Source organism: Polynucleobacter sp. 86C-FISCH (genome assembly GCF_018882415.1).
In the GTDB taxonomy this organism is placed as follows: Bacteria; Pseudomonadota; Gammaproteobacteria; order Burkholderiales; family Burkholderiaceae; genus Polynucleobacter.
The window spans coordinates 1,252,455-1,278,058 of record NZ_JACVOL010000001.1 but is presented as its reverse complement, the minus strand read 5'-3'; the positions used below and the strand labels follow the sequence as shown (position 1 = coordinate 1,278,058).

Sequence of the window (25,604 nt, the reverse complement as noted above, 5' to 3'; positions counted from 1 at the left end):
ATTAATTCTTACCTAAAGCAACGCCATCCCTTATTACCTCGTAGTGCAAATGAGGTCCTGTTGATCTTCCTGTTGAGCCGACCTTAGCAATGGCTTGGGATTGCCTTACATAGTCACCCTGCTTTACCAAGAGCTCTTGTGCGTGAGCATATCTAGTGACAACTGCATTCTTATGCTGAACATCGACAACATATCCATACTCCTGATCCCAGGCTGCACGAATGACCACACCTTCAGCGGTAGCCAAGATTGGAGTGCCATAAGCTGCAGGGAAGTCTGTGCCTTCATGCCAAGCCGTTTGTTGAGTAAGGGGGTCAATACGGTAGCCAAGTCCACTAGATGCTTGCGGCATGAGAGGTAAAGGTGAGGCCGTTGGAATGGAATTCGATGCATCCCAAGTGTGAGTTAACGACTTTTGCATTTCTTCTACGCGATTACTCAGGGCAATAGAGTCTTGCACGGTGCGATCTAAACGTGCGCCGTACTGTTCGCCTTGATTACCTAAATTAATCACAGTAGTCGACGGCTTTAATGGGCCGCCTTGAGCATTACCAAGATCTACTACGTTATTAGCAATATTGAGTTGATTGAGCTGACCATTATTCTTAGATAACTGAACTCTTAAGTCATCGAGTTGAGCCAGGTTGCGCTGCGCCTCATCCAGCCTTGCCTGGAGCTCCATGAGCTTGGTCTCATAGTCATCTTCGGAGTTGGCAATGAAGCGCTTATCTTGTAGCTCTTTTTTCTCCATCGCATGCAAGATATCTTTGGTCTCATTGGTCACGTTATTAATAGCAACGTTTGCACCTACCAGCAAAGCTAAGCTGAGTGCACTACCAAATACCAAATGGCGCGCGGTCAGAGAAATCTCTCTTACTTTGCTGTGTGGTCCAGTCATGATTAATATTTGCATTTTTATTACCTTACCCCTGAATTCATTTCCAAGACTGGTTGCATCACTGCCATTACGATTCCTAAAACCATTAAGCCCATAGCCAATATTAATAAAGGTTCAAGCAAACTGGTAAATATTTTTGTTTTTTGCTCAGATTCAAGTTCAGCGTTCTCAGCACCGTACTTCAGCATCTCCGCTAGCTTGCCCGAAGCCTCACCAGAGCGAATCAAGTGAATCAAGATCGGCGAGAAGACCCCTTGGCTGCCTAGAGCCCTAGAAAGACTTGTGCCCTCACGCAATCGGACCTCAGTCGAGTCAATCGCCGCTCGTAATACTGAGTTACCTAAAGTGCTACGGGCGCTATGTAACGCCGTCAGGATGGGTACATTAGCCGAAACCAACATCGCCATCGTATTGGCAAAGCGTGCCGTCTCAAATCCTAGGAGTAGCGGTCCCAGCAAAGGTGCATTGAGTAAAGCACGATCTACCTTTAAACGAATATCTTCTTTAGCAAGTGCACGTCGGCCATAAAAGATACCAGCAGCAACTAACACCACCACCAACCAACCCCAGTTCACAATGAACTCAGATAAACCCAAGATAAATCGTGTTGAAAATGGCAATGCTTGCTTGGTACTCTGAAACACTCGTGCAATTTGTGGAACTACATAGGTCATCAAGAACAAAACAATCATGAAAGCCACACCAGTCAACATGGCTGGGTAAGCCAAGGCGCCCATGGCTTTTTGCTTTAATGCCTGGCGCTTCTCTAAAAACTCTGCGAGCTGAGTGAGAACCTGCCCCATCTTGCCAGATTGCTCTGCTGCGCCAACCACGCCTTGGTATAGCGAATCAAAGGACTCTGGCTGCCCAGCAATTGCTTTAGATAAAGGTAAGCCTGCACGCAATTCAGCGACTACTGCTTGCAGAACGGTTTTGACATGAGCCTGGCTCGCCTCTTCAGCAAGAACAGAAAGTGCCTCATCAATTTGCACGCCCGATCTCACTAAGATTGCGACCTGCTTGGTAATCATGGCAAGGTCTGCACGACTCAGGGGTTTGTTTTCAGAAAACCACTTATTCCAAAAACGTTGCTTACCCCACTCGGTTTCTAATTCAATAGTGACGGGTACCAACTGTTTGGCCATTAAAGCTTGACGTACTGCGCGTACGCTCTCGCCCTCTACGCTGCCGCGCTCACTTTTCCCGGCATAACTAAGGGCTTCAAAACGGTAGCGTGGCATCTTTTTTCATCTAACTTAGTTAATCTAACTCAGTCAATTTCTACCGAACCAGTAACGCGCAAAATTTCTTCTGGAGTAGTCTTGCCCTCAGCAACCCAACGCTTGCCATCATCAGCCAAGGTACGCATACCGCCGGCTAAAGCTTGCTTGCGAATATCGCTTTCAGCTGCATGCTGATGAATGAGTTCACGGATCTTTTCATTGGTAGTCATGAGCTCATAAATACCAGCTCGGCCACTGTAGCCTGACTCGCCGCAAGAAGGGCATCCTTTGCCACCACAACTTGGGCAAGACATTCGAATCAATCGCTGACCCAATACACCCAATAAAGTGGATGAGAGTAAGAAGGGCTCAATACCCATATCGATCAAGCGAGTTACTGCTGATGGCGCATCATTGGTGTGTAAAGTAGCTAATACCAAGTGACCCGTCAAAGAGGCTTGCACTGCAATCTGAGCAGTCTCCAAGTCACGAATCTCACCAATCATCACAATGTCTGGGTCTTGACGCAAGATCGCACGCAAGGCTCTGGCAAAGTTCATATCGATGCGGGAGTTCACCTGAGTTTGACCAATGCCATCGAGGTTGTACTCGATTGGGTCTTCAACCGTCATGATGTTATTGATCTTGTTGCGCAAACGAAGCAATGCACCATACAAGGTAGTCGTCTTACCGCTACCAGTCGGTCCAGTTACTAACACAATGCCGTGCGGACGATGAATGAGTTGATCAAATTGATTAAACGTATCTTCTGCCATACCTAAGGCACGCAGATCTAAGCGATCGTAATTTTTTTCTAGCAAACGCAATACCACCCGCTCGCCGTGAGAGGTTGGCAAAGTGGAGACACGCACATCTATGGCGCGCCCACCCACTCGCAAAGAGATGCGGCCATCTTGTGGCATACGCTTCTCTGCAATATCCAGTGAGGCCATGATCTTTATGCGAGAAACTAAAGCGGCATGGAGGTCACGACGCATATCGACGATGTCACGCAAATTGCCGTCCACTCTAAAACGTACTACTGACTTACGCTCAAAGGCCTCTAGGTGAATATCGGATGCACCATCACGGCTTGCCTGCTTAAGCAAGCTGTTAATCATCCGGATGACTGGTGCGTCGTCGTTCATCTCCAAAAGATCTTCAGAGACTGGCATCTCTTGCAAAAGGCGAGATAGGTCAACCGCCTCCTCTACCTCATCGACTACTTGTGAGGCATTGAGATCGCCCTCAGCATAAGCGGCATTGAGCGCCTCCAATACCTCTTCGCTGCTTTGTTCAATTCTACGAATAGGCCCCACCAAGCGACAGATCTCTTGTAATACTGAAAGGTCTGTTGCAGGACTATGTATCAATGTAGGCAGAGTCTCTTCAGACCCCTCTTGTGTATCGCCGCTCGCAACAACTCCCTTAATCAGCAAGATTTGATTTGCTTTGGCGTAACCAAAAGGTATGCGGGGAAGATGCTGCATGGTCTCTTATCTAGATCCGTCTAATGAACTTCATTACTGGATCGTCTTATTGAATAGTGATGGGCACAGGCGCAGCAGAAGCCGGCGCATTAGACGGTCTTACCTGAATAGGTTTTGTTAAGCCTGAAGACGGCAAATTGTTAGGCGTCTGATTAATCGGCTTACCTGGCGGAATTAATGGCGGCTCAATATCTGACATCTTTGTCAGATCCTCTTTAGGCAAGAGCATTGGCGCCTGTTTAAATTGATTCTCGGTTTGTTGCACCAAGTTCAAACGGTTATTCGTAATGTCAGCACTTTGGTCTTTATCACGCAAGATATAAGGACGCATAAAGACAAGTAAGTTTGTCTTGGTGCGGGTCTTAGCGTCAGATCGGAATAAAGCGCCAATGATCGGAATATCTTTTAAGAATGGCACACCACTAGAGCCATCATTGTATTTATCTTCAATCAAACCACCGAGAACAATAATTTGTCCATCATCAACTAAGACGTTGGATTCGATATTGCGCTTATTCAAAATAATGCCGGAGGCAAAGTTTTGGTTGTAGATAGATGACACTTCTTGATAGATCTGCATCTTCACAATACCGTTATCGGATACCTGCGGGCGCACACGCAAGGTTAAGCCAACGTCTTGACGGGTATAGGTCTGGAACGGTGTAACGGTGCTAGTGGAACCGGTTTGAGCATACGAACCAGTGATGATTGGTACGTTCTGGCCCACTACGATACGGGCCTCTTCGTTATCCAAGGTAATTAAGTTTGGTGTCGACAGAATATTGGTGCCCTGTGTTGTTGCCAACGCAGTAATCAAGGCCGACATTCCATAAGTGCCATTAAATTTGGTGAGTAAACCTAAGTTCAATCCAGGCGCTGGTGGAATAGGTACGCCCGATGGATTGCCAGGATTGAGAATATTGTTCACATTGGAGCCGAGGCCAATAATGTTTGAGCCAGCCTGTCCTGCGGCATTAGTGTAATTAGTACCACCAAAGCCTACGTTCTGATTGCCTGAGCCAACTAAACCTTGCCATTGAATACCTAACTCTTCTGCATTAGTGGAACTTACCTCTGCAATCAGGGATTCGATATAGACCTGAGTACGACGACGATCTAATTGCTCAATTACATGACGCAAGTTGCGATACAAAGGTTCGCTAGCGGTAATGATGATGGAGTTGGTTGCTGGCTCAGCCTGAATAATGCCGCCGGTAGTTGGATTGCTACTGCTAGTAAGCGCAGAAGTGGCTGCAGATGATCCAGAGGCCCCAGGAGCTGTGTTGGCCTGCTGGTTAGCTGGCTGCTGGTTCAGCGCTGGGTTAACAGCACCCGGCTGCCCTGGGGTTCCACCCACCTGAGCTGACAAGCTGGCATCAGCCGCCACAATGGCACGCAAGGTAACCGCCAACTTGGTTGCTTCTGCATTCTTAAGAGGCACCACCCAAATATTGCCGTTGTTTGCAGTAGGAACATCTAAGCGCGCCACCAATACTCGAATCTGACGAATACGCTCTGCACTAGCACCCCGGATCAAAATAGAGTTACTACGTGGCTCAGCCAAAATCATGGTCTTGAGTGATGGATCGGCGCCGCCAGTAGAGGCAGTATCTAATACCTTACTCAAGATTGTCGCCATATCAGTGGCGATAGCGTAATGTAATTTAATACTTTGCACATCACTTGAGGTTGGTGCATCGATCGACTCAATCAATTGGCCGATACGCTGAATATTGCTTGCATAGTCAGTGATGACAATCGTGTTGTTACCAGGATACGCATTAATCGTATTGTTTGGTGATACCAATGGGCGCAATACTGGCAATAGATTATTGGCAGATTCAAAATTAAGTTTGAACACGCGCGTAATGATTTGATCGCCTTCTTGCTTGCCTTTACTTGTAGTAACAGAATTACTAATGAGTTTGGCATCTGCTTCAGCAACAACACGGTATACGCCATTGACATCTACCAGCGCAAAGCCTGATGTACGCAAGGCTGTAGAGAAGGCATCAATTGCTTTAGCCTTAATGAGAGGCCTATTGCTAATGAGGTTAATAGTGCCCTTCACTTTAGGGTCAACCAAAATGGTTTGGCCAGTCGCTTTAGCTAAAACGCTAGCAACGGATTCAATATCAGCATTTGAAAAAGATAGTGTCACTGCGCCGTCATCAGGCACGGTGATATTGGATTGCGGAGCATTTACTTTAGTTTGCGCATACGCAATTGGCATCAACAGACTTTCGCCGACAAAGCAAATCATGACGAATTGCGCTAGTCGCTTTTTGAAAGTAACTCTCACTGGAGTAACGGTTTGTTTGCTGACGTTTTGCATACTGATCTTCTTTAGCACTGCTTTCTTAAAACCGAGTCTAGAACTTAAGGCGATAAATATCGCCTTCTCTTTTACCTAGCAAGGACAACAATCCAATTAAGGATTCTTTTGATTCTGGCGAGGCATTAGCTTCACCAGAAAAATGCATTCCTTTATTGCCACCTTTACTGCTAAATTCACCCTGTCCTTTTAGCAACAAAGGGCCACTCGTGGTTGAGAGTGTCCAATTCATGCCGCTGTCAGCAATATTGGCCGAAATCTCATACCCGCCCAGCGGCTTAACCGGACTTATAGGGCTGGTTAAGTTACTTATGATAATTCGAATAACTCCTGAGGATGGCGCATTCCCAACACCAAAACCCGTAAAATCAGCCATTGAATTGGCCAAATTGATATCTGTCCAACGAGCACCTAATTCACCCCGAGGGCGCAAAGTGCTCCAGGGGTTACCCAAACCCTCCAAAATATTGGCAGGAAGCTTGATGCTATTGGCAGCCAACTGGGTTTTACTTAAAGTCCAATCGATGCGCTGAGCTTGCTCTAAAGCAGCAAATTGAACCTCAGTGCTACAAGAAAGAGAGGTCAGCTTACAAGAAGTGGCCCAATGAAAACGTTCGGTAACAGACAAAGGCTCGCGACAGCCACCCTCGCTTGCATTGGGCTCTGAAAATGCCAAAGCAGCACTTCCTTGCCAAATGGTCCCAATAGGCTGTTGCAGCATGACGCGGCAAGCAGTTTGTGATGCCAAAGATCCGGTCACCCAGCTAGCCGGCATCTGACGAATGATGACTGTTAAACATGCGAGTAGCAAAACCAGCCAAAATATTTTTGGCAACTTTGGATGAGTGAAGTCGAGAACTAATTTCATTTAGTCGCCTATCTCATTCCAGCAGTTGGGTTGGCAAACTGCGCGCCATACTGCACCAAGACACCACTGATATTGACAACGCCCGCGCCCGAACTAGAAACGACATTCAATTGCTCTGGATACAAACGCCAAGTAGTGCGCAGCTCATCCAATACATCTAACAATACTGAGAACATAGCGTCACTCGCTTGCATCTCAATCCGCGGAGGATTATCAGCAGTAAGGCGCAGGACGCCAGGCTTTATGCCACGCGAGGTCAATACGCTACGTATCTTTTGCATCTCCATCTCATCTAGTGAACTCACTGTAGATGGCGTAGCGAGATAGGATGATGGCATCGCTGAACCAGAAGCATTAGCTGCTGCTGACTTGGCAAGCTTAATCAGGCTTTGTAATTGCGACCATTGTGCTGGACGCATATCTAACTGGTTTTGTACTCGCTGAGCAAAAGGCGAAACAACATACGTATTGATCACCAAAAGTACCGCAACACACAAAAGCGCAAAAAGCATCTGACGATGCCGTAGTGCAAAGGCCTGAAGAAGTGCTGGCAACTGCTTCGCATCAAACTTTGGCGTAATCTCTAATGCAGATGTTGCTTTTGCAGAAGCCAGTCGCGCAGCAGATAGCGCCTGCTTCAACTCTGTTGGTAATGATTTAAGTTTTTTCAGATCCTGCATTGAGTAATCTTTACTCAGCAACTCTTTGGCTTTCTTTAAAAGGCCAATGCACTTCTCTGAAAATGAATTTCCTGGGCGCTTCTTTAGATTACTCATGAGCCCACCCCAGCATAAGGCAGCAAGCGATAACGATTGGGACCAAGAGCCTTCACCATCAGGCCAAGCGCTCTAGCCCTTTGCTCTACATCCGAATTGGTTTGCTTAAGACTTCCTGGCTTCAATTCAAAATCGATGCCATAGCCGTCGTAATCAATTTTTTGCAATACTTCTGACCCAAAGACGATTTTGAGTTGTTGTAACTTTGCTGCCATAGGCGCAAAGTCTGCATCCGCAACTAAACCCTGACGACGCTGGTCTTGGGTCACTTGTTTAATAAAAACATCCATTACAGAATTGGAATTGGCTTTCTGATCTAAGGCTTTGTCTTGTGCTTTTTCTTGATTCAATTTGGCAATAGATGCAGGAGTTAGCGATTGCGCTGCTAACACTTCCATTTGATTTCCCCAGCGCCAGTTATCCAGAACCATCCAACCCAAATGCAATACATACCCAACTACAACAGTAGCAACAAAATATTTTGCCCACTGAGTTGGCTGACTCCAAAGCGCAGGATTAGTCCAAGCTGTTTTACTATCAACGGCTGAGCTTGAATCATTAGGATTACGCTTGAGCATCGCAGAAAATTGTGCGAGCCCCTTACTCTTTTGACGCTTAAAAGTATTGGGCAATAAATTCAGTGCAAAATTAGCGGCCTTGCTTGAGGTGTTGTCTTGTAAAAATTGCTGGGCATTACTTGCCAACCAATCCCAGGACATCTCGAGCACTGTGGCACCTTGCAAAGTCTGAGGAATCAACACCTCACCCATAGCAGGGGCACGCTCAACCCAGGCAACACCAAGCTGCTCTCCCGTGCGCTGCATGAGAATGACATTGGCAGCACTTCGTTGATAGGCAATCGTGACTGCATCGACAGCGGAGTCCTCGGTCTGTAAAGGCAACACCAAACAATCCGGAATTAAACGTACACGATGGCTAATGAGAGCTTCTAATTGATTTGTAATCCAAGTCAACCAAGCGCGATCAATTAATGCAAGCACACGTTGCATTGCTGGCTTACCTGGTACCGGTGGTAATGCTTGTACCGCTAAAGATTGTGCGCCAGTTAAAACGTATTCTTCGATGAGGTTTGGCAAAATCTGTTGTAACTTTTTAGCATTCGCTAAAGGTACTTTTGCTTCAATCAAACGCACATCAATCGTTGGCAATAAAACCAATACTTCATCTGCGTAAGGCATTGACTCAGTAGTGCCGACACCCGTTTCCAGCAAAATATTATTAGCGCTATTAGCACCAATATCATCGCCTGAACTTACTTTATCTACCAAACACCATTCGAAATGTTCAGCACAACCCGACTCTTCGATGGCTTGAGCTAATGTGCGTGCAGAATCACTCGGTAAACCAGAGTGATTGCCAGTGAATGGCTTTACAGGGCAACGGACTATTAATAAGCTCAAATTTCAGAATTCTTTGGTTGGTGCGTTTAATTCAATATGAATCTAATACATTTATTACTGCTCTAAAGCCACTTTTCCAGTCTTACTCCACACCACTTGCGTGAAGTTTCCACTCGGCAATGGGTTTTGGGATCGCTGAATTAGCGCAGAACTCACAAATATACCCCTTCCCATCCGTATTTCTGAGCTCGCAAGCCAATATTGGGAGCGTACGTCCACTAATGAGGCATCAATCGTCACCCCTTGGGATGCGCCCATCTTATTTAATAGGGTGGTGATTTCATCAGCACTTTTAAGCGGGGTTGCGGCTCGCTGCTGTACAAAAGCTCCGGCAGCCGACCTCGAAAGCCCCGGAATAGCTGCCATTAATACCTCTGCAGAGGCAGTATTGACATTAACTGTCGTTAAAATCGGTAAAACTGTGACAAAAGGTCTTATCTGCTCCAATATTCCCTGATTATAGGAATTCAGCCTTAATAAGCCTTCTAGGTCATAAATAGGCATATCGGTTTGCAGCACCCCTTGCGCGGTTTGCTGGGCCAAGGCCTTATCTAGACCTAAAGCCTCTAAAAGCCGGCCATACTCCTGGACTCCAGGCGGATTGATTGTCTTAAAGCTTTTATCCCAGAGATTGGTCAAATTGAACTGGCTTTGAGCATCAGTCAGTCGACCCTGCAAAGTCACGGTAGCAATCTCATCTGGCACATCTGCATTCTTTAAAAAGTCCGCCACCTTACCGTCGGCCAAAGGCAGAGCCCATGCTTCACCCAAATGATCGATTTGGCTATTGCGTTGATCTTCTACTAAAACCAAGCGGGCAAAATCAATTGCCGCTCTTTGCAACCACTGCGCTTGCACTCGATCACGCGCATTTTCTAAAGTGCGTACTTGTATTTGTTGTCGCCACATTAAACCCGCTAACAATACGGCAGCAACACCCACCACAATTAATGCTGTAACTGTCGCTGAGCCACGCTCATGCTGAGCAGAAGCTTTTGCAGAAAAGATGTTTGTGACATGACTTCTCATCACAAAGCCCCTGCCATTAAACAAGAGCGGGTAATCGGCAATGCAACATCTTTAATCCACCACTGCATGGTGATGCCCTGCTGCTCAGGAAGTACGTTGGTGATATTTGTACCAGCTGTTGTTGCAACGCCAGTATTGCCAGCATTGTTTGTGCTGCTTACATTCGTTGCGTTATTCGTAGTGGCTGCATTAGCTAAATTAGGGCTTCCTGTACCGCTAGCACTCACACCACCAGTACCAGCACCGCTTACTACCGAAGTCTTTATTTGAAAGGCTTGGCGCGCCACCATAGGCACTTCAAGACTAACTAACAAATCACTTGAACTTAAATCGGGGTCACGCACTATGCCAGACCATAATGCACCTGCTTCGGTACGCTGAACTAGCGGACGACTCGTCCATCTCAATAAACCATTCGGACCCATGCCATAACCTGCAATCATCCAAGCATCTAAATTGTCGGCACGATAGCGACGTAAAAACCAAATATTCTTTGCACCTGCTGCAACGCTAGAAACACCAGCGCCACCAGAAACCGAATTAGCTAAGCTGTTTAATTCGTCACGAGCTAAAACAGATTGACAGTCTTTTTCAAATTGGCGCACGAGCTGCGAGTAATCTGCATCTTGATTGGCGCGGCGATCAATCACTTCACGACCCCGAATCATGGCATCCATACCGCGCCATGCCATCAGCCCCACCAAAGCCATAATTGCTAAAGCCACGATCATTTCTAATAAAGCAAAGCCGGCTTCGGCCCGTACTGCAGATGCTGTAGGCATATCTACAGACTGAGATGCTCTGGCTTTTCTAAAGAACCCCATTACATCACCCCGCCAGCAGGATTTGATACCACCGTGGTAAGCCAAGCAAGACGTGGGCCACTGGCAACGTCAGCACTACTCTGGCTCGATAAATACACCGTGACTTCAACCCTTCTTAATGCGGGGTTAGGAGTGCTCAATACTTTGCGCTGACAGACAAAAACATAAGTAGCCTGCGGACAGCTAAAAGTACTGGTGCCCAAATCAGGCCATGCACGACTCATGCGTAAATCCATCAGGGTGTTATCCGCACTCCATAAAGCCATCGTTCTTTGTGAGACTGCAAGTTGTGTATCTGCGCCACTCGCAATGGCTCGTAAACCAGCAAGCATGGCAATGCTTAATACTGCCAGCCCTACCAAAACCTCGATAAGTGCAAAGCCATTTTCGTTACGAGAAAAATACTTCATGACTTCACCCAACTAAATCGACCATTACGATTGCGCAGCAAGATAGCTTGGCGATTTGTAGAAGAGCCAACTCCTCCACTTACTTGAGTAATCGGAATTTGCAATGCTTGTGTTACTTGCTCACCACCAAGAGTCAATTGCACTGGCGCCATCTCTACAGGCTTATACCAAGCCTGTGGCTTATATACATCGGGCATCAACCCACTAGGATTACTCACTGCACTGCCGGCACCACCCACACTTGAGTTAGCAGGAGATGAAGATCCAGACAGAGAGAGTGAGGTCGATGGTGTCACTATGGTGTTTGAGCCGGGAATCAAAAAGCGCCATCCAGCAGAATCAATTTGCGCCATCATCGGCGTGCCAGATAAAACGCTTTCTTCTTGAGCGAGATTGAGTGAGCTAACTAGCTGATCTAAATTGTCACGCCAGTAGCGCTCATCATGATTTGGAATGGCGAGCACAGCAACACCTAGAACTACTGCCAAAATAGCAATAGCTACAAGTAATTCTATTAAGGTAAATCCTGCATCAGAAAATCTTCGCAGAGGTGTTGAGCGAATAAACAAAATGTCAGAATCAAAACGAGATAAAAAATCTTTTCTGAAATTGCTTATTGCCAATTACCAATATCCGCGTCGTTCCCAGTTCCGCCCGCTTTACCATCCGCACCAAAACTATAGACATCGATCTCACCACGAGTGCCAGGGTTAGTGTATTGATAAGGATTACCCCATGGATCTTTTGGAACGGAATCTAGATAACCGCCTGCTTTCCAGTTTTGCGGAACTGGCTCTGAAGTGGGCTTTTCGACTAGGGCTTTGACACCTTGCTCGGTTGTTGGATAACGACCAATATCTAAGCGATAAAGCTTAAATGCCTGAACTAATGTGCCAACGTCATGTTTTGCAGCGGTTGCACGCGCCTCATCTGGGCGCCCCATGATCTTGGGAACAATCAATGTAGCCAGAATGCCGATGATGGCGATCACCACCATAATCTCAATTAAGGTAAATCCAGCATCACGTCTCTTACGATTGAGCGCCTGAGCCAAAACTGGGGTGTTTTGGGATGATTTATGACTAAACCTAAGAAGCATGGAGAAAGACATAAATTTGGCACTTTCAATGATTTAAACTGATTCAAATTTTATAGGTATTTTGACACTTTGAGCGAATTTATAAAACGGCTACAAGAGCGCATCAAGAGCTCTGTTCGGGACTCCAAACAAGCCCTGCAGCAAGGCGTCTCCAATGCTTCGCCTAAGGCCGCTCATAAAGGGTTCGCTATTCCTCATGATGTGCTTAACCCCAGCTCGTTTAGTAAGGCTCTGACCCACCTACTGATGCTGGCCTGCGCTATCTCAGTCAGCTTCTGGATCATGAGTGTGCTGCAGATTCCGGGAACTCCTAGCCAACCGAGTTCTGGCATTAATAAAGGCTTAACGCTTTACTCCAATCAAGATGCTTCTGCAGCCTATGGTTTATTTGGCAGTAAACCCTTGGCCACGGAAAATATTTATTTACGTGGAGTAGTAGCCACTTCCAAAAATCCTGATGGCTCTTTAGATGGTTTTGCCATTTTTGAAATTGATGGCAAGCCAACGAATGCCATTAGCGTTGGCGAGACCATTGGCAAAGGACTAAGTCTGCAAAGCATTGGTGATGAGTCTGCGACCCTTTTATATGAAGGGCAGAAACTGAATTTCAAGCTCAATAAAGCCAATAAAGAGAAGAGTGATAAATCCAATACTTCAGCAAAGAAGTAAATATCAAAATTCACTAATAGGTGACTTAGCAAACGCATCATAAAAAATCTATGGCAACAAACAGTTTACGCAAGGCTTTAGTAATTGGCGCACTGCTTCCGGCAGCAATCGTCGGACTCTCGAATGCCTGTCAGGCAGCAGAGTCAGATGAAGTTTTTTCCATCATCAAACCCGAAACCAAAAGTCAACTCTGGATTAATCCGGGAATGGTGTCTTATCACTTCCAGCGGGATCAGAATTTCAATAACGGCAACTGGGGCGGCGGCCTAGAGTACCGCTTCAATACAGTTGCCTCAGCCACTGCAGGACGCTTTTACAACAGCGATCGCGCTTACTCAAATTACGCCGGCATCTACTATCAGCCAGTTGCGATTGGCCCTATTAAATTAGGCGCTGTCTTTGGTGGCTTTAATGGCTACCCCACGACTAATAACGGAGGCTGGTTTGCAGCTGCCCTGCCTGCCCTTACCTGGGAGGGTGACTGGGTGGGTGCCAATGTTTTTGTGATTCCGACCATTGGGGACCGAGTTCATGGTGCAATTTCGCTGCAGTTGAAATTGAAGGTTTTTGAGCGCAATGAGCAAAAATAAAGCCCTCATTGAGGGCTTTATTTATTAGGCACTTTCACGCCACATCACACCAAGAAGGGGTTAATCGTTTTTGATCGCAACCTTCTTAATATCTAACAAAATAGGGCCAATAATTAAATTTTGGCAAGAATTGCCAATGCTTAAATCATGATGAGGTGTTTCATTACTTGTCTTGTAAAAGAATGACCACGCAAGCATCTTAGATAAATTTAACTTCAAATCAAGATTGAATTTATTTCTGGCCTTTAAAGTTAAAGGCGTTCTTAAGGTAATGGTTGACCTAATATCTTGAGCATTAGAGTTTCCCCCAAACGCATAGCCAGCCAAGCTACTAGAACTATCTAAGACTTCCATCTTGACCTTTTTTACCCACCTAGAATCACTTTCGCTAATATCTCCTTCAATAGCATTTGAGTATCCAAATGAAATCCGATTGCCGTTGGAGTCTGTCCAATAAGAATTTGTAGAAGTGAAACCAGGGGGTACAAAAGGAAAGGATTCAATCTTGGTCCATACGGAGCCCTGCACATTAGAAGAGTAACCTCCTAAGCTGTGCCAAAAGTCATGGGGCTTCCCGTTAATCGTACCAGCGCCGTTATTCATTGGCGAAGAATAGGTAAAGCCGCGTGAGCTAGAGGTACCGCAGCTCCGAGCTCCGTTAACGCCATCGTTATATGTGGCTCTGGCGTTCATCTCAAAACGATTGTCCATTAGCAATTCAACGCTTTGCAGTGTAAAAGTGCCGGCAGATGTGATCTCCGCAATTTGACCATTTGATACAAGATCTAATTGAGTGGTTACCAAATCAACATAATTGAGAGCATTAGATCCAGAGTCAAAAACTGTGATTCTTTGACCATTAGAACCAATGAAAACAATGGTCTTGACAGCAGCCTTAAAAGATCTTGGGCCACCATAGCAAGAGTAGAACTTCCAAGTAGGAGCAACACCATTGCTGGTATAGGCCATAGAGTTTTCAGTTACCTTACCTTCCTCCGTTTTACATAAAGGCAAAGTACCATCAGTAACCAGCTTTGAAAGAATCAGCTGATCTGGAGCTGCAAGAGCAGCCGAGTTGCCCGTCAACATCAAAGCAGATGCAACTAAAGTGGAAATGAATTTATTGTTTTTCATGATGATTATTCCGTAGAAGTGCCAGCATCTGCACTAAGAGATACGCAGGCGCCCTGACAAGTAACGTCAGCTGCTGCCACACTACCGGTTGTAGGGTCTATTGCAGTGGAGACCGTATTACCGCCACTAGAATCTGTTGCCGAAGGCGCTGCAGCACTGGCACTACTGCCTGAAGACCCGCCTCCACCACAAGCAGCTATAGCAAAAGCGATAGCAACTGCCCCCAGACATTTCGTTAAGAGTTTGATATTTAAAATATGCATATTTACTATTGCCCCCAGAATTAATCTTAATTTTTGTAATTTTAGGACTAATTATGAAATTTAGCACGAATAATGACACCAAAAGAGTGATTTAAGGCCTTTAAATAGGGTTTACCAGGAAAAAATGTCTTTTGGTTTAAATGAGACGGCATGGGGAAATACCCTTCAAAAAATCCCCTTAAATTCATTCCAAGACTTAGAATGAATGGCTTAGAAATTCCTACCATTTACGGATACCCAATGAGACTCAAATCCTCTGCATTAGCGCTAGCTGCATCTTTTCTTTTATTGGCCCTTTATGGCTGTGGTGGTGGCGGTGGCTCTTCCTCATCAACTGCATTAACACCCGCCACTCAAGCTCCTGTTGCTTCTGCAGGCGCAAACACTAGCACTGAGCTAGCAGAGAATGTATCAGTAGATGGATATCGCTCGGTTTCTATTGCTGCTACTGCAGCTAACGGATTAAAAACAGCCTCTCTATTACAGAGAATGAAATCCATGGTTGCTGGGTTTTTCATTAAGCCTGCAATTGCACAATCAGCTGCTCAGTGCCAAACAGATGCCTATAAATTAGTTGGTGTAGGCGAAGATGGCAGTTTGACAGCGCTTAAAGTGACTCAAGGCACCGACTCTTGCAATGTAGGCTTTAGAGAAATGTTTGATTTGGGTAGCTACATCCTATTGACTGGTGAAGGCATCTATAAGGGTGATCTCACTTGCAATATGGTGTTCTTGCAAAAGAGCTCCGGAAACCTCTACTGCGTTGGTGAAAATCTAGCATCTCGCTACCAGATCACTACAGCATCTTCATCAACCACTGGAACAGCAGCTGGTGGAGGAACTTCAAATGCTGAAAAAGTACAAACCATTCTTAGTGCTGATGGCAAAACTACATTTGCACTTGTCAATGCACAATCCACTACCTTTGACTCCAACAATCAAATTAGCGGCATTAAAACAAAGCTATTGCGCTTTGACTTAAATGATTTAGAGAATGGTCCAAAGGCTGCAGTTCTGCTTGAAGGTTTTCAAAGCTCTTGGCAGGCGTACAACACTGCTAGTGAATTTGAGTACTACAGCTTAGATAACTATCGCCTGGCTAAGAATGGTGATGTATTAACAGTATCCAATAAGTCAGTATGGATTCCAGGTTCATCAAGCTCTAATCGTCGTAACCTAAAGTACTTCTATGACTTCTCAACCGATGGCTCTGAATTCCAAACCTCTTGGGTTTCAGATATGGATGCCTTGGTATTAATTAATAACTCCAGAAGAGCGCTTTCAACAAATACCACCAATGCAACAGCGGCTACTTTGGTTAGTGGTGCTACCAGCAGCGGCACTAGTGGCGCGGTAACAGATCTAACCTACCTAAATGTATCGTGCATGTTTGATGCCCCATCAAACGATGGCGGCATCTTGATGACCGTGCCTTCTGATTCATGGGTATCTGGTTTTGACGGTATGGTTCAAACATCTCGCTGGACTAGAACCTCTGCCATCTTTCGTATTTCACGCCCAACATCTTCAACAGCTGGCAAGCCGGATGTGAACTTTGTTAAACCGAGTCTGTTGTGTGCAGATAGCAACAGCTATGCAACATATGGTGGCAATATAAACACACCACAAAAGGTTGGTGACAATTGGTTTACGCTCCAAACTAACTATACCTATAGCTATGGATATGTAAATGGAGCCTGGCAATCCTCTTACGACAACAAGACTTCCGTGATCGGAAATGCTTTAGGTGCCACCACCAATAACGTAAATGATGACTTGGTGTACGTGATCCCATCTCAGTCAAATAACAATGGCTATTACTGGGGTGGATCAATGAATAACACCAAGATCAAAGCATCAAAAGATTTTCTGTATCTAATAAAACAAGATTTTGGAAATTATGCGCCAGGATCTAATAGCGGAATGACTGTTTCTCGGTTCAAGCCAAGTGAGCAACAAAACGGCTATACGATCACTTCAATTAGCGAGGTTGTGGATGCAGCCAAGAACCTCACCATTACCTCATTCACAACCACCCAAAAGGATAACGTGGCTGATTTGGTAGCCCGAGACCTAACTAGTGCTGAATTAGATAAAGTCTATGGAACCATCTCTGAGGGCGGCACATACTCACAAAAACCTATTACAACCACTAAATTCTCGACGGTGGCGATTGTGAAGCTTTAAAAGCCAGTAATCAAACCCCAAAGGCCTGCAATGCAGGCCTTTTTTTGTTGGGAAACCAGCATAAATACCTGGTGAGTGCTTAGCTGAGCGGCATAAAGAAGCGTTAAACCCAGAAATTACTGAGAAAGCACTTTTGGAATTTATAATGATTGAATGTCTGGATTACTTGCAGCCTTCTTCTCCTCTTTTATCGCCACATTGCTCATTATTCGATTTGAGCATTTGCATAGTCGGTTTTCGGGTGATTCGGATTTATCCGGCCCACAAAAATTCCATACTGCCTCAGTGCCACGAATTGGTGGGGTGAGCATTGCGGTGGGTATTCTTGCTGCAACCCTATTGCGCCTTCAAACAACCCCAACCAGCATCTTTGAAATTACCCTATTAATATGTGCCGTCCCAGTATTCGGCATCGGTTTAACTGAGGACCTAACAAAAAAAATAGGCGTAAAAACACGACTCATTTTTACCGCTATTGCTGCAGCTTTAGCTGCGCATTATTTAGGCGCACAAATAACCAAACTGGACATTCCTGGCATTGACCATGTGATGATGATTCGAGGGGTTGCAATCACCTTCACAGTATTTGCGATAACTGGATTGTCTAACGCTTACAACATTATTGATGGCTTTAATGGCCTATCAAGCATGATTGGTATCATCACCTTAATGGGGTTGGCCTATGTGAGCTTTGTTGTTGGAGATCCTCTACTAATGTATTTAAGTCTTGTCATGGCCGGGTCAATTCTAGGATTCTTTGTTTGGAACTACCCAAGAGGCTTAATATTTCTGGGGGATGGTGGGGCCTATCTGATTGGATTTTGGGTAGCAACAATCAGTGTTTTATTAGCGGCCAGACACCCCAATGTTTCTCCTTGGTTTGCACTCATGATTAATGCATACCCTATTTTGGAAACCCTATTCACCATCTACAGGCGCAAGATACATCAAGGAAAAAGCCCGGGATTGCCAGATGGAATACATTTCCACACACTTATCTTTAGAAGAATTCTTAATCCAATATACGCAGGCAAAAAAGATGACTGGTTTACCGCCAATGCCAAAACATCACCGTACCTCTGGTTATTAGCAGCAATGGCAATTACTCCGGCGATTCTATGGTGGGACTCCAGTGTTGCATTAATCGCTAGCGCAATCTTGTTTACCATCACATACGTGTGGCTCTATAAAAGAATTGTGACTTTTAAAACGCCGAGATGGCTGCACCCTTACTAAATAAGATCATTAACAGTTTTTGAGTTTAGTGGCCACCGCCCTTAACAATAACTAAAATCCCCCTCCAGATAATCCACAAATCCAAACCAAGAAGCCCTAAAGAAGATCTTTTTAAATATTGATCAACATATTCGTATTCATATACTGGATTGCCCATTTCGGATGTACCTTTATTAATATGGCCCAACCCCAATAAGCCTCCGCGCAGTAAAAATCTAGTGACATTTCCTTGTGCTCTATCACGCTCATAATGTAGCACCGACAAAGGTCGAGGGCCCACGATACTCATATCCCCCTTTAATACACTTAAAAACTGTGGCAGCTCATCTAAATAAAACTTTTTAACAAATTGCCCCATATATGTCCGACTCTCGGGCGTCCACTCAGCAGAGTAAGCGATCCAATCGTGACGTTTTGCCCCCTCTGGTTCAATATACTTTGTCTTTATGAGTCGAATCTTATACTTTGGAATAATTTTTCCAGCGCTTACTCCGTTATAGTAGAAGAACATCGGGCCTCTATTTTCAGGAATAATCATGCCCTCAATTACGAAAGCCACTTTTAGCAATAGAAGAATAGGGGCTGAAAGCAGTAAAAAAAAGAGAGCGACCAACTTATCAAAAACAACCTTAAAAAATCTAGGCGGCAAAGCTTCGGTTAACTCAAATATATGCGGATAACTTTTAAGAATTTCTTTAGTTGGGGGGGTATAGGGAAATGCTTCTTTAGGTTCTAAAACTGAATTCATTTGAAATATCTTGACTAATATTTAATTAATTGTTGCGGCTATCAATGCTTGAACCAAACCGTACGATTGACGTAATCAATGTAGCTAAGCACAATTCGCAACACCTTTTTTGAAACTAAACCACCATCATAGTCTTCAGGAATACGCATTAACCTTGATTCATGATTATGTCCAGAGATAACCACCCTCACGGCATCCAATACACGATCAGATTTTAGTCCAGACATAATTAATGTACCTACATCCATTCCTTCCGGTCTCTCGTGTGCATTCCTAATTGTTATGGCAGGTAAATTTAATAGAGAAGCTTCTTCAGTAATCGTTCCGCTATCCGAGAGAATACAAAGCGCCTCAATTTGCAACTTTATATAGTCAAAAAAGCCAAATGGCTTAAGGAAGCGTATGCGAGGATTTAGCTCACCTAAATCCAATGCATTCAATCGCTTTTGAGTGCGTGGATGAGTTGATACGATCACAGGAATATCAAAATTTTCAGCCAAGGAATTCAGTGTCGACATCAAATCAACCATATTCTCCAAAGAATCAACATTTTCTTCGCGATGAACGCTCACAAGAAAATATTTTTGAGATTTTAGATTCAAGGAATCAAGAATTGAGGACTTCTCAATCCTGTCCATATAGCAATCTAAAACCTCATGCATATGTGAACCAGTTTTAATGATAGTTTCAGGAGCAATACCCTCCGAAATCAGGTATCTACGAGCATGCTCAGTAAGTACTAAGTTAATATCACTCAAATGATCAAGAACTTTTCTATTTAACTCCTCTGGAACGCGTTGATCAAAGCAGCGATTCCCGGCCTCCATATGAAAAACAGGGATTTTTCGACGTTTAGCTGAAATGACGGCTAAACAAGAATTTGTATCACCATAAAAAAGCACTGCGTCAGGCTTTTCCAACTCAAAGATCTCGTCAGATTTTTCAATTATCTGAGCTATTGTCTTTGCGGCATTAGCTGCAGCTACATTTAAAAAATGATCAGGCTTACGAATACCTAACTCGTCAAAAAAAACCTGGTTCAACTCATAATCATAATTTTGACCAGTATGAACTAGCACATGATTTGTATGACTATCAAACTCTGAAATTACCCTGCTCATTTTAATAAGTTCAGGACGAGTTCCAACTATTGTCATTATTTTATACATGCATTTCTTCTCTTATGTAATCAAGTTTTAACAACAAGTCTTTAATTTGATCGACATTCAAACGCGTTGTATTATGAGAAGTGTAGTCCACTAGCTCTGATAGAGCTTCATCACCTTCATTGAAATACTTGGCATAATTTAGGTCTCGGTTATCTGCCGGAATACGATAATACCCACCCATATCTTTTGCGTGAGCCATCTCTTCTCGAGAAATAAGTGATTCATATAATTTCTCTCCATGCCGCGTTCCGATGATGCTCACCTCGTTATTGCCACCAAATAATTCATTAATGGCTTTTCCCAAGTCCTTCACGGTGGATGATGGCGCTTTTTGAACAAAAATATCACCCTGTTCTGCATGTTCATATGCATACAAAACCAAATCGACCGAATCCTCAAGCGACATTAAAAAACGTGTCATATTGGGATCTGTAAGGGTTATTGCTTTGCCACTCTTTATCTGCGAAACAAATAATGGAATGACCGAACCACGGGAAGCCATTACATTTCCATATCGAGTGGCACAAAAAACTGTTTGCCCAGGAAGCTGATTTCTAGATTTGGCAATGACCAGCTTTTCAGCCATAGCCTTTGAAATGCCCATGGCATTAATTGGATAAACCGCCTTATCTGTACTCAATACCACTACACGCTTCACCCCATTTGCTGTAGCAGCATTTAAGACGTTTTCTGTTCCGAATACGTTTGTTCTAACCGCCTCCATGGGATAGAACTCGCATGAAGGGACTTGCTTAAGCGCTGCCGCATGGAATACATAGTCCACACCCTTCATAGCCTCATAAATACTATCGTAATTTCTTACATCTCCTATATAAAACTTTAAGATGTCGCTCTTAAGCATAAGGCGCATATCTTCTTGTTTTTTTTCGTCGCGACTAAAAATTCGAATTTCACTCACGCCCGTTTTTAAAAAACGTTTTAAAACAGTATTTCCAAAAGAACCTGTTCCACCCGTAATTAATAGCACTTTATCTTTAAACATTTTTATTGGCAATCCTAAAAGCATGCATTTTTTCAACCATATCAACCCATTCAGGAGCAACATAACCAGTTGCCTCTGTAAATCGTTTCGAACATAACGATCTATCAATTATTAACCTATCATCTGGAATAACTTGTATCTCCATTTGGTAAACCTCAGCAATTAAGCACAGCAAATCATATTTAGAAATTGGCTTTGAGGCAATTTGATACAGTCCGCTTAATAGATGAATGTTTGGAATTACTACATTAGCAATGATCTCCGCCAAAACTATTGTAGGCACCCCCGAAAAGATGGCCCTAGTAAAGCCGTGACAAACCTTTTTTTGCATCAGAAACCAGTCAACCAAGCCGTTGGCTGAACGAAGCTCATGCCCTATTATTGAAGTCCTTAATGTAACAGTATGAGGATAGGATAACTCGCCGAGAAATTTTGATTTTCCATATAAATCTTTGGCATCGGAAAAATCCGTCTCTAAATAATTTCCCTTCTCGCCAGAAAAAACACAATCAGTACTAATGTGAATCAACTTACTGCCGATTAAATTACAGAGATTAGCAAGCCTATGAGGTAAAAGCGAATTTATTGGCAATGCTTGCAGTGGATCGCTCGCCTCTGATAGTTGCTTAACTAGGCCAACACAATTAATAACAACTTCTGGTTTCACTAAATTAAAAACATGAATTAGTGAATCTATATTCTCTACGTTTACTCCAGAAATTAAATTTTTACGGACGGCTTTATCAAAATCTTTACAAGAAGATTCCGATCTAATTGTTCCATATATTTTCCAATTGCTATTAGAAATACCCAATTGATGAAACAAGGTATGGCCCAACATCCCACTTGCTCCAAGCACCAATATCTTCATTTACGCTCATCCTGATCAAGGGTTTCCCTAAAATGCTTCACTATATCCTTAATAATTATGTTGGGCTGATAGTTGCATTCAGCATAAATCCTACCCCTATTACCCATCTCCAGCCTTTCATTGGCGGGTATTAGATAGAGTTTTTCAATAATGTCAGCCAAACCCCTTGAATTACATGCTGAGCAAGTAAAACCACAATCCGCTTCTTTGATAACTTCTGCGCCAAATCCGTTAATTGCTGCTAATATCGGCTTGGCTGACGCCATGTATGCCGGAATTTTAGAGGGTATTGTCAAACTTAAATTATTAGTACTCCCCAAGGTGACCAATAATGCATCAGCTCTTTCATAAATTGCTGGCATTAGCGCTACGGGATGCCTTCCAAGTATTTTTATATTTTTTAACTTATGGGCAGAAACTTTCTCTCTTAAGAAATCAAGTCTACTTCCATCCCCAACTATTGTAAAAGTAATATCAGGTCTATTTATCAGAATACATGCAGCCTCAACAATTGTTTCAATTGACTGATTATTGCCAATGTTTCCTGCAAAAACAATATGAAAACCTTGGCTCATATATTCAAACATCTCAGGGAGCGGCCCATTTGCCCCCCTCAAAAAAACCGCCTTTTCTGCAGGATTTGGCAAATAAAAAAGCTCTCTTCCAGCGGCCAACCGCAAAACTGGGTCATAAAACCCCTTCGATTGAATCAAAATCCTATCGGAAAAAAAATAGAGGAATTTTGCGGGCCATTCATTTATCTTCAACACATATTTATTCTTTATGTACCCTGTTGACTCCAAATCCTCAGGCCATAAATCCTGGACCCACGTGACAATTTTTGCGCCCGTAAAAAACTTTAGCGGAATTGCAGAAAGACCCTGAATAAGCGGGGATGTTCCATAGATAAATATAATGTCAAATTTTTTACCTCTATATATAAATGGGGCAAATATTAAAGCTGAAAAAATAAATGATAGGTAATTTAAAACCATGTTTAGTGCGCCACCCTTACCCCTGGGATAAAGCGGCACTCTATTAATACTTATTTGACCGTAACGTTCTGATTGCAGTCCTGCAGCCTTATAGCCTGAAAAAATTTTTCCAAGTGGATAATTTGGTTTTCCAGTAAGGACTGAAATTTCATGGCCATTTTCTTGTAGTTCTTGTGCAATTTCATTTATGCGAAATGATTCAGGCCAAAAATGTTGGCTCCATATTAAGATTTTCATTTGAGTATTGGTCATTTATTTTTTGGCAACTCAATATACGTGCTATAGGCAAAATTTGTTTCCCTAGCTACGCTAGATGATTCATATTTTCTATCGAACAATTCTCTACCTCTAGCACCCATTTCACTTAACTCTCTAGAGCTTTTTGATAGAGCATCCGCTAGAGCATCAGTTAGATATTTCACGCCTATAGGCACCCACCACCCACATTGATTTACCTCAATATCTCTCCATGGGGCGCCATGGGTTGTAATAACCGGCAAACCAAAAGACATTGCCTCTGCAATTACCATGCCAAAATTTTCTGAAAATGTTGGCAAAACCAAGAAAGAGGCGCTTTTAAATAACTCCTCTTTCTGACGCCCCTCTACCAACCCCACAAATAAAATTGAGCTTTCAAGTCGATGCTTCTTTACGGCAGTAGTTAGTCTATCAAAATAACTTAATTCCTCTTCTGTAGTCGCCTTACCTGCTATAAGCAATCGATCCCCAACATTTACACGAATTTGTGCCCAAGCTTCAATTAGTAGATGAAGGCCCTTTCCATGATTAATTCTCCCTACAAAAAGAGCTGTTTTAAATCCTGGAGGCCTAAGATCAAGCTCTGGATATTGTGGCGAATCCAAGATAGCAATTGGAATAATTGCAATTGGAGTCTTTAACCCTAATGAATCAATGGAATCATGCTCTGCCTCAGATGAAGCTATAAATCCATCAACATTTCGCAATATCCAGCCTTGATAAACCATCATGGCCAGCCATTTTTTTATTTTTTTACGCCTCAAATCCCATGGCAATAGCATCCCATGGGGAGAAATAACAATTTTTATACCGGCAATCTTAGCTGCTATGAATGCGCAAAGGAAAATTGGTAACCACAGGCCATGAAGATGAATAATATTTATATTCTGCGACCTTATAATTCCATAAATAGCGTATGGAATACGGAAAATTTTTCCCGTATATGGAAAAATATTCAACCCAGTGATAGGACCAGCACCCTCAAGCCATGTTACTCCGCGTGCTTTCTTAAAAAAAATAGAAACTTCTTCGCAAACACCAACTAAAGATAGGGCTAAATTAAAGCAGGCGCTTGACTGTCCACCGCCTTCAACGCAAAGATCAGGTACAACATGCAGAACCCTAACTTCGGCCATCATTAAATCCACGGGTTGAGTTGAAAAGAACCAGGGCCGCCAGCAGTGGCATTAAATATCTAAAATGCGTAAATGGCAGAGCAGCAATAAAAACATTTATGGTTATAAATAAATATTTAACAACTTTATCTTTAAATATACAAAATTTTGTACGGATCAGAAAAGCAAAAAATAATACCTCAAGAAATATTTCGTTTATTGCATAAAAACTAGCATTCGCAATCACTGACATTACTGGCTCAAAATATATTTTTATTATTTGAAAAATATAACCAAGTATTGAAAAAACAGGGATATTGTATTTTAAATAATCAGCGTAGATGGAGTATCCTTGGCCACCATTATTTTCATTGTATAAAGAAGCTGCAGCATAGTAAACGTCTGGGATAATTGATAACCAAAAGGGGGATGTGGCAAGAAATATCAAGATGAAAGAGTAAACATATTTATCTTTAATCTTTGCGAAAAAAACTGAAATTATTAAAATTGGTAAGAACTGAGGTCGAGAAATAAATGCAAAGAAAAATGCTGTGATAAGCTTGGCTTTGCTCCTTAGGTTTAAATTAAAAATTAAAATTACCAAAGATAATGTGAGCAATATTTCTTTCGTCCATCCAATGCTATAAAAAATAAAATATGGGCTTAAGAGAATATATAAAACTATTGATCTAGTAAACGTGTTGCCTGCAATCATTATCAAAATTGCAACAATCATAGAGTTAACAATAATGCTGCCTTCCAATCCATCTCCGCCCCCAAACAACATTGTAAAGAAAGAGGCATGAATATTTGTAGATCCGCTTGATAGTAAATTTAAGGCATCCGTTAGATTAGTGAAATTTGCACTTAGCTGATATTGCAAAACATCAATAAGAAAGTAATCTGAACTAAATCCATCGATTCTTGCTGTCTCCCACAATTCGGATGCATTAAGACTTCCCATGTAGAGATCGCAATAGAGGTATGTCGCCA

At 43.3% G+C, this 25,604-nt stretch carries 25 protein-coding genes; 4 read left to right on the top strand and 21 right to left on the bottom strand.

Translation table 11 applies throughout. From position 1 onward, the window contains the following. Position 1: 1 nt before the first annotated feature. From ICN10_RS06440 to gspG, 12 genes are read right to left on the bottom strand one after another with little or no spacing between them, the layout of a single operon-like run. On the bottom strand, positions 2–913 hold the full coding sequence (locus ICN10_RS06440) for a peptidoglycan DD-metalloendopeptidase family protein (protein WP_216213894.1): 912 nt from the start codon (positions 911–913) through the stop codon (positions 2–4). Between the two features lie 5 nt (positions 914–918). Continuing rightward, entirely contained in the window at positions 919–2,139 is a 1,221-nt protein-coding gene (gene gspF / locus ICN10_RS06435; RefSeq protein ID WP_216213892.1) for a type II secretion system inner membrane protein GspF, read from the bottom strand. A 29-nt stretch (positions 2,140–2,168) separates the two neighbouring features. Next, a complete protein-coding gene (gene gspE, locus ICN10_RS06430; RefSeq protein ID WP_216213891.1) occupies positions 2,169–3,611 on the bottom strand; it encodes a type II secretion system ATPase GspE in 1,443 nt (480 codons plus the stop codon). Between the two features lie 46 nt (positions 3,612–3,657). Continuing rightward, on the bottom strand, positions 3,658–5,946 hold the full coding sequence (gene gspD / locus ICN10_RS06425; protein ID WP_216213889.1) for a type II secretion system secretin GspD: 2,289 nt from the start codon (positions 5,944–5,946) through the stop codon (positions 3,658–3,660). Positions 5,947–5,983: 37 nt separating this feature from the next. Further along, a complete protein-coding gene (gene gspN, locus ICN10_RS06420) occupies positions 5,984–6,814 on the bottom strand; it encodes a type II secretion system protein N (RefSeq protein WP_216213887.1) in 831 nt (276 codons plus the stop codon). Positions 6,815–6,822: 8 nt separating this feature from the next. Next, positions 6,823–7,590: a type II secretion system protein GspM gene (gene gspM, locus ICN10_RS06415; protein ID WP_216213885.1), complete on the bottom strand. Its 768-nt coding sequence runs from the start codon at positions 7,588–7,590 to the stop codon at positions 6,823–6,825. Next, complete coding sequence (gspL, locus tag ICN10_RS06410; RefSeq protein ID WP_216213883.1) at positions 7,587–9,011, bottom strand: type II secretion system protein GspL; 1,425 nt, start codon at positions 9,009–9,011, stop codon at positions 7,587–7,589. The genes gspM and gspL overlap by 4 nt, the downstream gene beginning before the upstream one ends. A 54-nt stretch (positions 9,012–9,065) precedes the next feature. Further along, entirely contained in the window at positions 9,066–10,040 is a 975-nt protein-coding gene (gene gspK / locus ICN10_RS06405; protein ID WP_216213881.1) for a type II secretion system minor pseudopilin GspK, read from the bottom strand. Beyond that, positions 10,040–10,864 (bottom strand): type II secretion system protein J, encoded by an 825-nt coding sequence (locus ICN10_RS06400; RefSeq protein WP_216213879.1) that lies wholly within the window; start codon positions 10,862–10,864, stop codon positions 10,040–10,042. Before ICN10_RS06400 ends, gspK begins: the two co-directional genes overlap by 1 nt. Next, on the bottom strand, positions 10,864–11,274 hold the full coding sequence (gene gspI, locus ICN10_RS06395) for a type II secretion system minor pseudopilin GspI (protein ID WP_216213877.1): 411 nt from the start codon (positions 11,272–11,274) through the stop codon (positions 10,864–10,866). The genes ICN10_RS06400 and gspI overlap by 1 nt, the downstream gene beginning before the upstream one ends. Beyond that, positions 11,271–11,897, bottom strand: coding sequence for a Tfp pilus assembly protein FimT/FimU (locus tag ICN10_RS06390; RefSeq protein WP_216213875.1), 627 nt, complete (start codon positions 11,895–11,897; stop codon positions 11,271–11,273). Before ICN10_RS06390 ends, gspI begins: the two co-directional genes overlap by 4 nt. Next, positions 11,888–12,385 (bottom strand): type II secretion system major pseudopilin GspG, encoded by a 498-nt coding sequence (gene gspG / locus ICN10_RS06385; protein ID WP_370626197.1) that lies wholly within the window; start codon positions 12,383–12,385, stop codon positions 11,888–11,890. Before gspG ends, ICN10_RS06390 begins: the two co-directional genes overlap by 10 nt. A 57-nt stretch (positions 12,386–12,442) precedes the next feature. Here gspG and ICN10_RS06380 point away from each other — a divergent pair, with 57 nt between their 5' ends. Further along, positions 12,443–13,042 (top strand): hypothetical protein, encoded by a 600-nt coding sequence (locus tag ICN10_RS06380; RefSeq protein ID WP_216213873.1) that lies wholly within the window; start codon positions 12,443–12,445, stop codon positions 13,040–13,042. A 50-nt stretch (positions 13,043–13,092) separates the two neighbouring features. After that, complete coding sequence (locus ICN10_RS06375; RefSeq protein ID WP_216213870.1) at positions 13,093–13,632, top strand: hypothetical protein; 540 nt, start codon at positions 13,093–13,095, stop codon at positions 13,630–13,632. Between the two features lie 60 nt (positions 13,633–13,692). Here the strand turns inward: ICN10_RS06375 and ICN10_RS06370 are convergent, their stop codons facing one another. Continuing rightward, positions 13,693–14,766: a hypothetical protein gene (locus ICN10_RS06370; RefSeq protein ID WP_216213868.1), complete on the bottom strand. Its 1,074-nt coding sequence runs from the start codon at positions 14,764–14,766 to the stop codon at positions 13,693–13,695. Between the two features lie 5 nt (positions 14,767–14,771). After that, positions 14,772–15,029, bottom strand: coding sequence for a hypothetical protein (locus ICN10_RS06365; protein WP_216213867.1), 258 nt, complete (start codon positions 15,027–15,029; stop codon positions 14,772–14,774). A 240-nt stretch (positions 15,030–15,269) separates the two neighbouring features. Between ICN10_RS06365 and ICN10_RS06360 the strand changes: the two genes are divergently transcribed. After that, the gene (locus ICN10_RS06360) at positions 15,270–17,216 is read left to right on the top strand and encodes a hypothetical protein (RefSeq protein ID WP_216213865.1); all 1,947 of its coding nucleotides are present in this window, start codon (positions 15,270–15,272) and stop codon (positions 17,214–17,216) included. Positions 17,217–17,369: 153 nt separating this feature from the next. Next, positions 17,370–18,452 carry a glycosyltransferase gene (locus ICN10_RS06355; RefSeq protein WP_216213864.1) on the top strand — a complete coding sequence of 361 codons (1,083 nt, stop codon included), beginning with the start codon at positions 17,370–17,372 and terminating at the stop codon, positions 18,450–18,452. Positions 18,453–18,477: 25 nt separating this feature from the next. On the opposite strand, the gene ICN10_RS06350 is transcribed toward ICN10_RS06355, so the two are convergent. From ICN10_RS06350 to ICN10_RS06320, 7 genes are read right to left on the bottom strand one after another with little or no spacing between them, the layout of a single operon-like run. After that, positions 18,478–19,200, bottom strand: coding sequence for a sugar transferase (locus ICN10_RS06350; RefSeq protein WP_216213860.1), 723 nt, complete (start codon positions 19,198–19,200; stop codon positions 18,478–18,480). Between the two features lie 41 nt (positions 19,201–19,241). Continuing rightward, positions 19,242–20,369, bottom strand: a complete 1,128-nt coding sequence (gene wecB / locus ICN10_RS06345; protein WP_216213858.1) for a non-hydrolyzing UDP-N-acetylglucosamine 2-epimerase — start codon at positions 20,367–20,369, stop codon at positions 19,242–19,244. Further along, a complete protein-coding gene (locus ICN10_RS06340) occupies positions 20,362–21,372 on the bottom strand; it encodes a polysaccharide biosynthesis protein (RefSeq protein WP_216213856.1) in 1,011 nt (336 codons plus the stop codon). Before ICN10_RS06340 ends, wecB begins: the two co-directional genes overlap by 8 nt. Next, a complete protein-coding gene (locus ICN10_RS06335; RefSeq protein ID WP_216213853.1) occupies positions 21,365–22,243 on the bottom strand; it encodes an SDR family oxidoreductase in 879 nt (292 codons plus the stop codon). The genes ICN10_RS06340 and ICN10_RS06335 overlap by 8 nt, the downstream gene beginning before the upstream one ends. After that, the gene (locus ICN10_RS06330; protein WP_216213851.1) at positions 22,240–23,490 is read right to left on the bottom strand and encodes a glycosyltransferase family 4 protein; all 1,251 of its coding nucleotides are present in this window, start codon (positions 23,488–23,490) and stop codon (positions 22,240–22,242) included. The genes ICN10_RS06335 and ICN10_RS06330 overlap by 4 nt, the downstream gene beginning before the upstream one ends. Beyond that, the gene (locus tag ICN10_RS06325; RefSeq protein WP_216213849.1) at positions 23,487–24,635 is read right to left on the bottom strand and encodes a glycosyltransferase; all 1,149 of its coding nucleotides are present in this window, start codon (positions 24,633–24,635) and stop codon (positions 23,487–23,489) included. Before ICN10_RS06325 ends, ICN10_RS06330 begins: the two co-directional genes overlap by 4 nt. Beyond that, positions 24,619–25,575: a hypothetical protein gene (locus tag ICN10_RS06320; RefSeq protein ID WP_216213846.1), complete on the bottom strand. Its 957-nt coding sequence runs from the start codon at positions 25,573–25,575 to the stop codon at positions 24,619–24,621. The genes ICN10_RS06325 and ICN10_RS06320 overlap by 17 nt, the downstream gene beginning before the upstream one ends. Positions 25,576–25,604 lie beyond the last annotated feature (29 nt).